Here is a 14078-nt window from a genome sequence, read left to right on the forward strand (position 1 = left end):
TCTACATTCATCCTTTATGAGGACTTCTTATTGTCGAACTATAAATACTTAGCCCCTCTCACTTTGCATTCAAATGAGAAGGGCTTTCTTTACTTATTTCACGCGTAGGACTTGTCCAATACGAATTGTATAGTTTGCATCAAGTCCATTCCAGTCACGAATCTGTTGAATCGTGCTTCCATATCTTTGACTTAATGCATAAACAGTATCTCCAGCTACGACAGTGTGATAAACTGCACCCGACTTCTTTGGAAGATTAAAGCTTTTTACAATCCCATTTACATGGCCACGTGCGATACTTTCAATAAAGGAAGCTTGTTTCAACTTTCCAGCATCAGTGGCATTATCAATAAAACCATTCTCCGTTAATAAAGCTGGCATTTTGGACTCACGCAGCATGTGGAAGTTTTCTGTTTTCTTACCACGATCTCGAAAATCCACTTGCTTTAGTACTTCCTCGTGAATATAGTTTTGATACGTTGTCGTTGGTGCACCTACCCCTGGATAGACATAATCCTCATATCCTGTGCCACCACCGGCATTAATGTGAACAGATAATAGAAAATTTGCCCCCCATGCATTTGCTGCATTCGTCCTTGCAGGCAGTGATACGGTTTGGTCCCCTGTTCTACTCATTTGAATTTCTACATTGTTATATTCAGCTAAAAGAATATCTCTAATTCTAGTAGAAATTTGCAACGTTAAATTTTTCTCTAATAGTCCATTACCTGTTGCACCTGAATCTGTACCACCATGACCTGGATCAATAAAAATTTTTACCATTCTTAATCACCTCATAATAATTTATTTGTTTTCCATAAAACGGCTTGTACTAAATTCCAAAAAACGCTTTAAATCAGCATTTTAATCACCCCCCTTTACTAAATAGAAAGCTACCCGAAAAGGTAGCTTATTTCTTGGTGATCATTTTCGATTGGTCAAACAACCCAGAGGCAGACAAGCCAATCATTAAACCAAACATAATTTTTTCTTGCAAAGTCTGTACGTCTACATAAAAAAGACCTGCAAGTAATCCCAACACTAGAGATACTACAGGCGCATACTTCACTGGAATCCATTCTAATCTCTTAACCAATTCTGTTAAGGCTAGAACAACAGCTATAATAACAGCTGTCTCAAACATTCTACATTCCTCCGCTTTTCACATAGTTAAAAAGAATATTAATAGCTCCAACAACTAAAGCAGCTATGACAGTACGCCATAGCCAAGTGTTATTACTTTCTAATTTATCAAGCCTTTTATGTGCACTTTTTGTACTTTGCAATGCTTCAGTTGCATTTTTTTCAACGCCGTTTATCATTTCCATTTTCGTTTCAATAACTATGAGTCTATCTTTTATGTCATCTAATTTTTCTTCTAATTTACTTACATTGGGATTCATCGTATCACCTTCTAACCTCTCCACCCATTTGAGCAAGTTCCTGCTTTATCTTTTTAATCAGTGTTGGTCTATTATTACCAAATACCGCTTCAATTCTGAATCCGTTAGTTTCATAAATTTCTTTAATTTCCGTAATGCGTGCATTGAGTGTCACTCCCCAGTCAATATTTTGGACAGTCACAATATCTCCTAGATCATAATCTTCCTCGTACACAAACGTACTATGAGTCAAAATCTGCCCTTCAAGGTATTCCTCTTGTAAAAAATCTTGAAGTTTCTGATTTCCTCGATCGGTTAAATCTTTGATAATGTCTTTCTCAGGACGCTGTTTCGGAGGATCATCTTCGGTTTCCTCTGCAACGTCTCGAGCATCGATGAAGACCTCTCTCCTAATTGCCCCAGTTACATCACCTACAACGATTACTCGTCTATCAACCCCTTCGCCTTGTCCGGCTACATATGCCACATTACGATAATTAAGTTTACTTTTTACATATTGTAGGGATTGGATTGACTCAAATTGTGGACTGAAAATAACAGGGGGTAAGATGTTCTGGTCAGCTGTTAAGTCCCTTCCATCTTGTACTTCAAAAATCCATTTTTTGTTTTCCCAGTCAAGTAGTACGTTCCATCCTAATCCTGTTATAAGGGAGATTTCAACTATTTCTTCTGCTAGATTTTTAAATCGTGATTGCCAAGAAACATTTGCCCCTCTATTTTGGTTAGCTGCTAACACAACCTCATGACGCCTTCTGTTGGAATCAATTGGATTAACTACATTATTATTAACATAGTGTTTCATAACTTCTTCTGCCGTGCCAGACTTTTTGTCATACGCAGTGTGAACAGGAGGTAAAGTGATTTTTTCTGAAATAACCACCTTAAGATGGTACCCTTTAATCAGTAAGTTCTCTGTTGCCTTTCCGTTTTCGTCTAGCTCGATTTCTTGATGCAAAATAATAAAAACCTTATTCATTTGTGCTCCAACGAGAATAAGGTTTCCTTCCTGTAAATATTCTGTGTAATTTTTATATCTGTTGATACTCATGTCAAAATCCCCGATGCCATTCCAACTACGAGTAAACATTAAGCTTTCATAATCGTCAATTTCAGCAAGCATTTCCATAGACGGGGATAAAATCCTAATTGACTTTCTATATTTTTGACCAATTGGCGTATTAACAATAAACTTGTCCAAGACTGCTTTAGCTGACGTTCCAATAATTTTGGCATAAGATGTCTTCGCAACCTTATTATTGTTTGTATAAATTCTAAGTTTGCTATTAATAGGCTTTACATGTGTTACTAGACATTTATTAATTTCTTTTAATAGATTCGACTTTATTTTGCTCTTAAAAGATGATGCTATCCTAGTATGTTCTTTTCCTGCTGCTGCATTAGCAGTAAGTTTTGATAAGTGAGTCAATAGCTCAACATTGTGTTCTTTAAAAGGAACCTGTTTTGAAATTTTGACACCTTCAAAAGTCAAAGATGCTGGAATGGTGCCTGAAGCTGTTGAGTTAGAACTGATAGTTGATTCTACATATAACGGGAAAGTCACAGCTCTATTGCTTACTCTTAATAATACATCGTTACGAAAATAACATACTTGGTCTTTAGAGATAATTATTTTAAATATATCTCCCTGAACTGCAGTAGAAGAAGAGGCTTGTGTGGTAGTTGTTCCCTCGTTTATATACCAGTACGATCCGCTAACGCGAAGATTAAAGTGAACAGCTCCGTAGTTTTTATTATAAAAATCCTTTGATAGATCCGATACTCCAATACAGTATTGTCCTGCCCCAGGATAAATAAATTCTATAACCGCTGGCCCATCTAAGTACTGGCCTGGATGACTATTCCCTCCTGAGGTCCATCCAGTTGGGGCTCCTGAGGCTTTATACATACCGTTGTTTTCAGTTTCTTGCCAGTATGCTCCACCAGACCATTTAATAAGCTCCGTTTGCATTTCTTTACTCGGAGGAGTTCCGGTTTTAAGATTCTCTATATAGGTTGCTTGATCGAATAGAAATATATAGCAGGTATATTCTGTATCATCCGGTAGTTCGTTACTTGATGTCATAAATAATTGGTCGTTTATATACCAGACAGCCCTCTTATTTAGAATACCAACCCCATACCTTATATCAGCTGTTCGCGGTTTATCGGTAAAGTCTCTTTGCTCTTTTGTTACTTGATTTATGGCTCTCATTAATCCCCAATAAACATACCACTGGTAATCCGTATCTGGATTCCACCCTACTCCTTTTGAAGTTGGTTGGAGACCTACCACAAACGTTTTCTGCAAATAAGAAGCTGGAACTGTGAATTCAATATACCTATTTTCGTTTGAGTTGAATTTTTCTCTTAAAGCGCCGTAGGCGTTCCAATCGCCGTTTCCTGCTGTTCCACCTCTGGTCAGTCTACCAAGGGGCTTTACAACACCACCATTTTCTCCAGATCCATTACCGACCGTTAATCCTTTCACATTTACCAATGCAGCAGGTAATTTGTCATCAACTAACCATTTTTGATGAAGATACTCCTCGATCTGTATCTTATCAGCTTCAGGTATTCGACTAGGAAAAATTATTATCTCAGAAATCTTACCATTGAAATAGTGGGTATTCTCCTTATTGGAACCAATAGCAAAATCTCTGTATGTCCCAGCACCAGTTAAGGCTAATGCCTGAGTACCTACATGCCCCTGATTTCTATAGTAGTCTATCCTAGTGTTCCATTTCCAAGCCCATGTACCAATTTGAACACCCGTAAATACTCTACCTAAGTTAGAATAACTATTAGCATTCCAAAGTCCAGTCCATGAAGTACTATTAGTGACGTGATATAATCTATGTCCTACAGTACCAAACAGACATTGGTTTGCAGTAGTTGTTATGGATTCATAGACTATAAAAATTGTGGAATCTTGACTGGTATTTGGAAATGATCCCAATAATTCTTGTGATGTACCGTTAAATACGACTGCTGGCTTATTTTTCAACCCCATACTCTTATAAATGGGGGCTTTACCAGCGGGGGCAGAGAGTGTTATTTCTCCTCCTCCCGCATCATCCCATCGTTCTACAGCATCCCCATCTTGCAAATCTAGTGTACTGGCATCAAACCACGCTAACAGGTTAGGAATTTCCATAGGTGATTTAATAGACATCCTAAATCACCTGTTGTGGCACTTGAATATTAAGTGTAACTACTAATTTATCTGCATCAACTTCTATTGTTACAGCTGCAAACGATTCGCTTACTAAAGGATTAGCACTTTCTAAAGTTTTATATAGCTCAGCTTTTGAAACAATTTGCGGCTTGGTATCAAAGTCAAGACCTGTTAACCTAAGCTCAAGAGTAAGAATTGGTGTACCTTCCTCATGGAGCCAAGCTACTTTTTCATCACTTGTAGGAATTCTTATAATTTCTTCGTTTGATTCACTTTTCAAAGCAATATAAGACCAATTTGCTTGTATATAGTCTCGTAAATCTTGATAGGCAGCACTTGTAATTTCAGCCATGTTCTACACCTCCTGCTCAGCTGGATATGGATATCCTGTTATTTCTTCAAATTGTTCTTCTGTTATCCATCCAACCTTAACGAAATTTCCCACAAACATCCGATCTCCTAAAACATCATTATAGATTCCAAGATTGAAATATTTATTTATAATAGGAAACCAATACATTTAAATTGCCCCCTTCATAGCAAGTTGCATTAACAAAGTCGAAAATTCAACTTCAAGACTATTATTTCTATCTTTAACAAGTGCTAAATCCATTAGCAAGCTAGCATTTTCAAATTGCATTTCAGTGGCTTTCTCCTTTAAAACATTGTTTTCTTTTTCGAGAGTTTTAATTTTATCAGATGTATTTTTTACTAATTCGTCTCTTTTATCTCGAATATCTAAAGGTAAAGAATCTCCAATTTTCAGTTCACTTTTATCATCAGTAACAACTAAATTTAAACATGCTAAATCTATGCCGCCTAATTTTCCATTATCACCAAAAAGTATGTGCTTCTCTGTTTCATCAATTTCTTGAATATTATCTAATACTCTGATGATAGTATTACTATCATTCATAATTAACCCTTTATACATTCTTTTCACCTTCCTCAATTAATTCCGTATACCTGCCCACCTTCACGCGTCTCATATTTAGTTGTCGCTCCTGTTATTTGATATAAAAGACAATAAATAATCGCCCCATTGGAAGCTATAAATGGTACGGAATATGAGTCATTTACTGTACCTTTAGGTTGATAAACAAAAACATACGCAAATTCAGAAGCATATAGAAAATTACTTACTTTCGTCAATTCAGCCAAACCAACACGTCCTCTAGTACCCTCGAATGCAAATGCCCACCCATTAGGTGAATACCCCTCAGGACTACCTTTACTAAAGTCAATTTTTACATTATCTACATCTACATGAAGACAATCCTGGAAATAACAATTCTCTCCAATCATCATTGATCCATCAAATATCCCTGAGTTAAACCTTGTGAAATTTTGAATACGTACCTTTGACTTTACATAATAAAATTGAGGAACTAAAGAATGAGCATTATTAAAATCAAAAACTATTTCACCACCCCATTTATATTGCACTTTCCACTCTCTGTGAACAGGTGTTAAATCAGCTGCAAGATCAACATCTGGACCAATATTAAATGTACGCTTCCCGCCCAAAGTAAACCTTTTCCACTTAGTCATAGCCTTGCCAAAAGTTTTAAATGCTGTTGCTTCTGTTCTTCCATCATTGTTGTCATTACCATTAGCTCGAACATAGTAAGTAATATCAGCAGGTTCACCATCTATTTCATTACTACCAACTGGCTTACCATTAATGGTAAGGGGACCCGTTAAATCACCACCAGTTATAGGTAAAGCCCCTATCATCTCAGGAGTGATTTCATCCGGTCCACCTCTCCTATGGTCATGGGCATGTTGTTTTATATGTGTTGGGGAAGCAAGCCCGCATAACTCTTGATTCAATCTTTCATCTACAATTTGAGATGATTCAATATAAGATTTACCAGCTACAACCGTAACAGTTGCAACACATATCTCATATATTTTTGCGGTACGTTCAAGTGTAGGGGCAACACTGCCAGCTACTCCCTGTTTCACGTATGCGTTTATTGTCCGAAGGTCTTTATCAAGCCTAATAATTATACGATCTTTCCGTTCCTGCGCTTGGTCAGCTGCAGCATGTAAAAGATGTAATGGTGCATCATTTTCATATCGATAACCTTCAAGATAAGCAATTCCAATATTAAGTGTTGTTTCCATGGCTGTACCAGCAGCTGTCACTTTTAAAGCGTTTACGTCTTTATCAAGAAAAACCCCGCTCATAAAGAGAGTACGGAAATACTCTGCAAATGCGTCTGCTGAATATTTCCTACTATCAGTTGGGGTACTATCAAAGAAAGATGATTTTTCCGTCATTTCTTCACTCCTTTATACTCCTACATAACGCTTCTGCCAATTTATTAGGACGGTTGCCTCGTCTGAGTTGGCATCTGCATTATATTCAATTTCGTTATATCCAACCGCAAGCTGCCAAAAAACGCTTTGCTCGTCGAGCCAGTTAAATGCCCTAATTTGCTTGCCAGTACTGTCCTCAATTAAGACCGTTTTATTTCCGAATGCTGTTCGGACAATAAGTTTGTCATTTAAACCAAGTGTTCTTTTAACTCTTACAAATTCCCCTGTTGTCTTGTTGGTTACGATAGGGTTTTTAGCAGGACCATGAAAGACTATTTCAACAGGAGCCTCTACATCACCATTATTTAATAGAGTCGTGAATGAACTTTTCATTGCAAATTCAACCGGAAATTCAAATGGGAATTCCATCCCACCTATCCAAGCTGACATTGGCTCAGACTCAATGTGAGTATCAAGCCAGTAAGGATCATGACATTTAAGATTAATTAATGATCGTTGAAATCTTTGCCCCTTATTGTCATTACCACTTGGGAAAATAGGAACACATTCGGATGTTGCTTTTATCTCTCTAACAATGCCATTATTCTCATAACGGAGAATCCCAACTCCAAGTTTTGGATTAAAAATCGAAGCAATTAATTTTCTCCTATTCAATAGCTCAACAGGATCAGTTGCTAAAATTGTGATTTCAAAATTAATAAATCGCTCCCCTAACGTTGAATCGATAAAAGTTGAACCATCTTGGAAGGGGGCTTTCTGGTCCTTTACATCCGCCTGTACATCCCCAAGACCGTCAAATTTTGATAATATAAAAGGAGCTCTATTAGTGAGCTCCACAATTTGTCCACGAGAAGAGAAAAAGGTAAATTTCCCCATACTTATAACCCCCATTCCAAAGCGAGTTCCCTCGCTGCTTGTTTATTTTTCCTTGCTGTTTCTGAGGGGCTAAGATGTTTAGGACTATTAATGACAATGTTTTGAGTGATACTGTTTTCGATTCGATTACTCTTATTACCATCAAAGCTTGTCATATATCCATATCCATTTATGTTCTGCCTGTTAAAAAGTGGTACATCAGGAACAGCAGCATAAGCTGCTTTATTCGCCGTTTTGTTAATCATTGATATCATACTGTCAAGTCCTTGCTCTAAACCTTCTCCTGTCCATTTTCCGATTTCAAATGTTAACTTTGAAGGGGAGGCGATCTTTAATACTTTTTTTATTGATCCTCCAATTCCTTCTGCAATATCTTTCACCTTTTCCCAAACGGCGTCAGCCATAGAAGCAATTCCATTTATTAACCCTTGAATAATATCTTTACCAATCTGGGCAAGATCAATTTCTTGAAAGAACTTAATAGTTGCATTCCATACTTTTTCCATTACATCTTTTGTTTCGTTCCACTTCTCGGAAACTTTTTTCTTGAAATTATCCCATATTTCTATGCCACTATTTTTTAATACTTCCCATTTGGTTAGGATTTCCCCGGTTTCCCAATCTACCGTCTTAATATGTTCGCCCGCTTGTTTTTTTGCCTCAGTAACAACTTTTTGATGCGTATCCTCTGCATGTTTTACTGCTACATCCCGTTGTTTTGTGGCTTCTGCGATTAGCTTATTTGCTTGTTCTTCTGTTAACTCCCCTGTAACATCTCTCATTTGTTCATAAATCGAAATTTTATTAACATATTCCTCATTTGCTGCTTTAATGGCATCCTCTTTTTGCTTATTTGAGTTTTTTACAATTTCTGCAGCTTGTCTAGCGCTCATGTCACTGGACGTTTGCTTCATCCGTTCCAATATTGCCTTTGCCTCTACTTCATTTTCTGAAAGATATTGGACAGCCTTCTCATTCATCTGTTGCTGCAAACTATTAATTTCTATTTGCTCACTCTCTGTCAGCTCTCTTTTTTCTGCATATGCTTTCTCATAAATTTCTTTTAGTCGAGCTTCTTTATATTCTTGACCAGCAATTTCCGATTGATGTCTCATTTCTGTTGCTCTTAAAATCTTTTCTTCTTCCTCTGCAGTTAAAGCTGATGAATTAAGAAAAATAGATTTTAATTTATCCATCTCATCGTTATGACGTTCATCCATTTTTGTCAATATCTGTTCGTTCATTTGAGCGTATGTTTCAACTAGAGAGTCTTTCGTTTCCTCGGTTACTTTTTGTTGCGTGAGTTGCATCTCCATTAGCTTTTGAGACGCTCCATCAGATAACTCAAAAAAACCTTCAAGTGCATCTCTTGTTGATTCAGAAACGCCATCACCGAACCTATCAACAGCAGGTATTGCTTCTTCCTGTAAATGCTTGTAAAGTGCAATTCCTCCAACTGTCAAAGCGGCTATACCTGCAGCAGCTAAGCCAACGGGGCCTGTTAATACAGTAAACACGGAAGCTAATGCTCCTACTGCAGGTGTTGCAGCTGTAACCCCAGTCGTAACAACAGCAATTGCCCCTGAAATTGTACTTACAGCTGTAAAAATTGAACCTATTGAGCTTACAAGTGAACCACCGATAACAATTAAAGGGCCAATTGCTGCAACCATGCCGCCTATAGAAAGAATAGTCTTTAGTGTACTCGTATCCATATCAGCAAATTTCTTAATAACTGGCTCTATGTTACTAATTAGATCAGTCACAATAGGAATTAAAATATTCCCGATAGAGATGCCGAGATCTTTAACTTTATTCCAAAGAGTTGTCATTTGAGATGCAGTAGTCTTGTATCGCTCTTCAGCTACATTACTTAAAGCAACATTTTCTTCCCAAGCGTTGTTTGATAAGCTAACTGCTTCAGCAAAGAGTTTACTTGCTCCTCCTGCTTGAATTAAACCTTCCCGAAGACGGAGCTCTGAGATTCCCATCTCCTGTAGCATGTTGATAGCAGAATCTCCTGCTTCTTCTGCATTTGCCAAGCCCTCAAATAACACCGCTAATGCACCCATAGCATCCTGTTCAAAAGCTTTTCTAAACTGATCACCCGTCATTCCTGCTATTTTTGCAAAATTCTCTAAATCAATTCCGGCATTAATAAGATTCGTAAGCTCATTTTTTGTCATCCCTAAATCCTCTGCTAGATGACCGAAATCTTTTCCACTTTGAGAAGCCACCATTTGTAAATCTTTCAAACTCATTCCCGTTGAATTTAGCAACTCCTGTACTTTGGTAAACCCAGTTGAAGACGCTACTTGCATTTGTTCCATTATACTGGAGATTGCTGAACCTCCCATTTCGGCCTCAATTCCAACTGAAGATAAAGCGGTTGCCAGGGCGAGGATATCAGCCTCACTCAACCCGACTTGAGCACTTGCCTCTGCTAATCGCAAAGCCATATCCACTATTTCTTGTTCAGTAGTAACGAAGTTATTACTTAATTCAACGATTGAGGAACCTAAACGATCGAAGTCATTTTGATTCATTTGGGTAATATTTCCTAAATGTACTAAAGATGCAGCAGCTTCATCACTGCTCATATTTGTTGCTACCCCTAGCTCTACCATCGTACGTGTGAAGCCTAGGATGGATTCCTTCTTGATTCCTAGCTGTCCAGCTGCCTCTGCAACACCAGCTATTTCAGTTGCTGCGACAGGGATTTCTTTCGACATTTCTCTTATCCCACTAGATAGAACCTTGAATTCACCTTCTGTAGCATCAACAGTTTTTTTAACACCATCAAAGGCCGATTCAAAGTCTTCTGCTGCTTTAAATGCAGCTGTCCCTAATTCAACAAGAGGAAATGTAATTTTCATTGAAAGGTTTTTACCAAACGACTTCATGCTATCACCAATGAGACTGAGCTTTGATCCAACAGGATCGAGTCTTTCAAAGAATTGATGCCAAGAAGAAGATTGCAATATAAGTGCATCATTTACTTCATTCAATTCTGTTTCAAGTTGGTTAAACTCTATTTGTGCAGCATTAACTCTGCTAGCTTGTCTTTCGAGTTGAGCCTCGCTCGCTGTGCCACTTGCAACCATATCATCATAAATTCGTCTATTTTCAGTAAGCTTGATATTCACAGCTTCAAGTGAGCGACTTAATACATCTTGTCGTTCACCTAAACCCGCTAACGAGTTTCCATATTCTATCCCTCTTGCTTCTATTGCTCTTAATTCCGTTCCCATTGCACGAAGATTTCTTTCGACTTGTGCCAAGCTCCCGGTAAAGCTCGATGCATCTAGAGATAATGAGACCGTCATTGTGCCATTGTTTCCTGCCATGATTTCACCCACTTTCAGCCAAAGGCATAAAAAATCACAGCCAATCTAAATCATCAGCTGTGATATACTTTATTTCGGCAGTATTAAGTTCAATCCAAAATTTAATATCCATTTCATCTATTTCGGGAAGTTTATAGCCTTCTCTCATAAGTTGACGGTATACCTCTTTAATCCAGTTGTATCCGTCGAATTCCGTTACTTCCCCCGTTCGTTTCCCTCTTGCACTGTTAAACCGCCAAAACTCAGGACTTCATTATAAATTCGCATAACTTCTTTATCGAGTTTTCTAGCATCGACGCCATCCCAAAATTCATCAATTGTGAATTGTTTACTAAAAGTAGTTACACAAAATTCTATAAGCTCATCAAATAGTTCTGCAGATAGCTCAAATGATTTATCTCTCATTTTTTTGTTAATTAACAGAGCATTTCGAAATACTCGTCCTGGAACGAAATCATTTGTAAAGGTCTTTTCCTTACCATTAATTTTTAACGTAATTTGCATTTTTTCTTCTCCCCTTAGAACAGATAATAAAGAGAGGCACCCTTCCTCTCAATTAATTTATGGTGCTGGTGTAATGACAGGTTTTTTTACAGTTGCAAAGAATGTTTCTGCCGTTTCAGTAACACCCGTGTCATCTGTTCGAACTGTGTATTTTAAAGTACCATCCTCAAGTGGTATAGCTTCACCTGAAAACCCCTCTTGATCGAATGCGGTTTCTCCTTTTTTCCTTGTTGAATTTGTATCCTCAGCAGGCTTAAATTTTGCTTTATACAGCCAGACAAGCTTAGATCCGCTTTCAAAACCAATTGCTAAATAGTTTGGCGTATCATTTGTGTTCATGATTAATCCTTTTTCATCTGATAATTTATGCCCGTACCAATCAGCTTGAACTTCAGTTGGTAGATCGGCAACTTGGCCAGCAATTGTGATTGAATCTAAACTATTTTCATACGCTACTACTCGATCACCTGCATCAAAAGTAGCTTCTGAAAAATTTGGTGTTAAAGTAAGTTCTATTGGCATAGTTAGTGTCTTCACCTCTCCATGCGTTTCTGCTATTTCGTCGGTCATTACAGCGTAATGTATCCTTCTAAGACTTACTTTTTGTACTCTTTCTTGGATTTCCATGTATCATTACCTCCAAATATTTTTTTAACAAATTTAATTCTTAATACTGCCTAATACCATATTACATCAGATAGGAACAAATGTTCGTTTTCTATTCTTTTTGTTTTCTTTCTGTTTTCTGCCGTTTTTATCGTAAAAAAAAGAAACTATTTTTTCATAGTTTCCAATCTATCTAATATGTTTAAGAACTTATGAATACAAGGCCATAAACTATTTCATAATCAAGTAAGGTTTTCTAGTCTTTCTTATAAACTTCTATTCCTAAAATAATAGCAAGTTTATAAAATGCACGAGCTCTAAGCTTATAATATTTGCTTTCACTTAATCCAACATCATTATAAATTTCATAATCAAACATTTCCTCATCTTCTAAGTATCTCCTAATAATTACTTCACGCTCTTTATAATTGAGACGATTGACCGCTTTTCTTATTCGCTCTATATACTCTTTTCGTTCTCTTTCAAAGTCCACATTATCTATTGCAGCTTTCTCGGTAGATGAAAAGAATTGGTTGTTTGCTGAGGGAAAAACTAGTGAATATGTTGCAGTTACTTTTGGAAGATTTTCTTCAGGCTCTCTTAGTAAATAGAGTCTATATTTTTCAAGAGCAGCTTCAACAGATTCCTTTGTTTTTTCTCGATCAATTTCTGATAGCATTTTTAATTTTTTCTCCACTTTGACCCCTCCGTATTAAATATGATTGGAAGTTATAAGATATTCCCGTTTTTAGAACGACTTCACTAAAAAAATATAGCTTCTGATATTGTTAATTCGTCACATTTTAACTTTATCTCATCCTATATATACATTTCCTAAACGCCTAATCTTTTAGGATAGATTAACTGTTATTTATTTGAATCCATCATACTACCTCATATTCCCACTTATGGAACATTGTGTTTTTAATTTACCCGATAAAATAATGAATGTCAACAAATAATTTCATTTTTGGGATAAAAAAATGAGTTTCGTTGAATTTTTGGAACGATTCACTTAAAATATAATTAAGAAATATATTAAGTACTTAAGAGGTGAAAACCTATGTCTTGTTTCTCAGATAAAATAAAAGAGCTCAGAATAACGAAAGGGCTATCTCTCGAACAATTAGCTTTAGAGTTTTCAAAGAGATATCATTCCAAAATTAGTAAAAGCACCATTAGTAGATGGGAAAATAACCAAGCAAAACCTGATATTGATGATGCTCATCTATATGCTAAGTACTTTGGAGTTTCCTTAGATTGGTTAATGGAAAGAGAGGAAAATACTGAACCCGAAACGATTGCCGCCCACCATGATGGTGAGGAGTGGACAGAGGAAGAATTAAAAGAAATCGAGCGTTTTAAAGAATTTGTAAAATCAAAGAGAGCGCAAAAAGGAGAATAACATGTATGAAAACCTTCTGAGAGAGGCGTTTCAACATGGTTTAGACGTCTATGAAAAGCCAATGAAATCTAAAATCAAAGGATTATACAGTGACAAAGTCATTTGGATTAATAAGTTAACACCTACCACAATCGAAAAAGCCTGTATTCTTGCTGAAGAGATTGGACACTATCACACGACAGTAGGTAATATTTTAGAACAAACGAAAGTTGAAAATCGGAAACAGGAATTGAGAGCGCGCTACTGGGCCTATGAGAAACTAGTACCACTCCATAAAATTGTACAAGCCCAAAAGGAAGGGATACGTAATCGATTTGAATTAGCCGATTATCTCGGAGTTTCAGAGGAATTTTTAGCTGCAGCTTTACATCGTTATAAAGAAAAGTACGGTTTATTTACTAGTGTAGGTGAATCGATTCTATACTTCGATCCTCTTGGAGTTTTAGATTTTATTTAGTGGTGGGATCGTTTAATTT

At 36.9% G+C, this 14078-nt stretch carries 15 protein-coding genes; 2 read left to right on the plus strand and 13 right to left on the minus strand.

The features are described 5' to 3' along the window. Positions 1–93 precede the first annotated feature (93 nt). The 13 genes from KDN24_RS21675 to KDN24_RS21735 all read right to left on the minus strand — a co-directional run bounded on the left by KDN24_RS21675 (position 94) and on the right by KDN24_RS21735 (position 12876). Positions 94–783: an N-acetylmuramoyl-L-alanine amidase family protein gene (locus KDN24_RS21675; protein ID WP_409974160.1), complete on the minus strand. Its 690-nt coding sequence runs from the start codon at positions 781–783 to the stop codon at positions 94–96. Positions 784–910: 127 nt separating this feature from the next. Then, the gene (locus KDN24_RS21680) at positions 911–1144 is read right to left on the minus strand and encodes a holin (RefSeq protein WP_409974159.1); all 234 of its coding nucleotides are present in this window, start codon (positions 1142–1144) and stop codon (positions 911–913) included. Between the two features lies 1 nt (position 1145). Then, a complete protein-coding gene (locus KDN24_RS21685) occupies positions 1146–1403 on the minus strand; it encodes a hemolysin XhlA family protein (RefSeq protein WP_409974158.1) in 258 nt (85 codons plus the stop codon). A gap of 4 nt (positions 1404–1407) precedes the next feature. Further along, on the minus strand, positions 1408–4575 hold the full coding sequence (locus KDN24_RS21690; protein WP_409974157.1) for a siphovirus ReqiPepy6 Gp37-like family protein: 3168 nt from the start codon (positions 4573–4575) through the stop codon (positions 1408–1410). Between the two features lies 1 nt (position 4576). Further along, on the minus strand, positions 4577–4930 hold the full coding sequence (locus KDN24_RS21695) for a hypothetical protein (protein WP_409974156.1): 354 nt from the start codon (positions 4928–4930) through the stop codon (positions 4577–4579). A 3-nt stretch (positions 4931–4933) separates the two neighbouring features. Continuing rightward, complete coding sequence (locus tag KDN24_RS21700) at positions 4934–5098, minus strand: XkdX family protein (protein ID WP_409974155.1); 165 nt, start codon at positions 5096–5098, stop codon at positions 4934–4936. After that, entirely contained in the window at positions 5099–5512 is a 414-nt protein-coding gene (locus tag KDN24_RS21705; RefSeq protein WP_409974154.1) for a hypothetical protein, read from the minus strand. It abuts the gene before it with no gap. A gap of 14 nt (positions 5513–5526) precedes the next feature. Then, positions 5527–6864 carry a hypothetical protein gene (locus tag KDN24_RS21710; RefSeq protein WP_409974153.1) on the minus strand — a complete coding sequence of 446 codons (1338 nt, stop codon included), beginning with the start codon at positions 6862–6864 and terminating at the stop codon, positions 5527–5529. Between the two features lie 12 nt (positions 6865–6876). After that, positions 6877–7740: a phage tail family protein gene (locus KDN24_RS21715; RefSeq protein WP_409974152.1), complete on the minus strand. Its 864-nt coding sequence runs from the start codon at positions 7738–7740 to the stop codon at positions 6877–6879. 2 nt (positions 7741–7742) lie between these two features. Next, positions 7743–11087 (minus strand): phage tail tape measure protein, encoded by a 3345-nt coding sequence (locus KDN24_RS21720; protein WP_491348156.1) that lies wholly within the window; start codon positions 11085–11087, stop codon positions 7743–7745. 195 nt (positions 11088–11282) lie between these two features. Then, a complete protein-coding gene (gpG, locus tag KDN24_RS21725; RefSeq protein ID WP_491348157.1) occupies positions 11283–11591 on the minus strand; it encodes a phage tail assembly chaperone G in 309 nt (102 codons plus the stop codon). A gap of 57 nt (positions 11592–11648) precedes the next feature. After that, positions 11649–12218, minus strand: coding sequence for a major tail protein (locus tag KDN24_RS21730; protein ID WP_409974149.1), 570 nt, complete (start codon positions 12216–12218; stop codon positions 11649–11651). Between the two features lie 235 nt (positions 12219–12453). After that, positions 12454–12876: an ArpU family phage packaging/lysis transcriptional regulator gene (locus KDN24_RS21735; protein ID WP_409974342.1), complete on the minus strand. Its 423-nt coding sequence runs from the start codon at positions 12874–12876 to the stop codon at positions 12454–12456. Between the two features lie 384 nt (positions 12877–13260). On the opposite strand from KDN24_RS21735, the gene KDN24_RS21740 reads away from it, so the two are divergent. After that, positions 13261–13602 (plus strand): helix-turn-helix domain-containing protein, encoded by a 342-nt coding sequence (locus KDN24_RS21740; protein WP_409974148.1) that lies wholly within the window; start codon positions 13261–13263, stop codon positions 13600–13602. Between the two features lies 1 nt (position 13603). Then, positions 13604–14059 carry an ImmA/IrrE family metallo-endopeptidase gene (locus tag KDN24_RS21745; protein ID WP_409974147.1) on the plus strand — a complete coding sequence of 152 codons (456 nt, stop codon included), beginning with the start codon at positions 13604–13606 and terminating at the stop codon, positions 14057–14059. The last annotated feature ends 19 nt before the right edge of the window (positions 14060–14078 follow it).

Origin of the sequence: Cytobacillus sp. Bva_UNVM-123 (genome assembly GCF_046351715.2) — a bacterium.
GTDB lineage: Bacteria > Bacillota > Bacilli > Bacillales > Cytobacillaceae > Cytobacillus.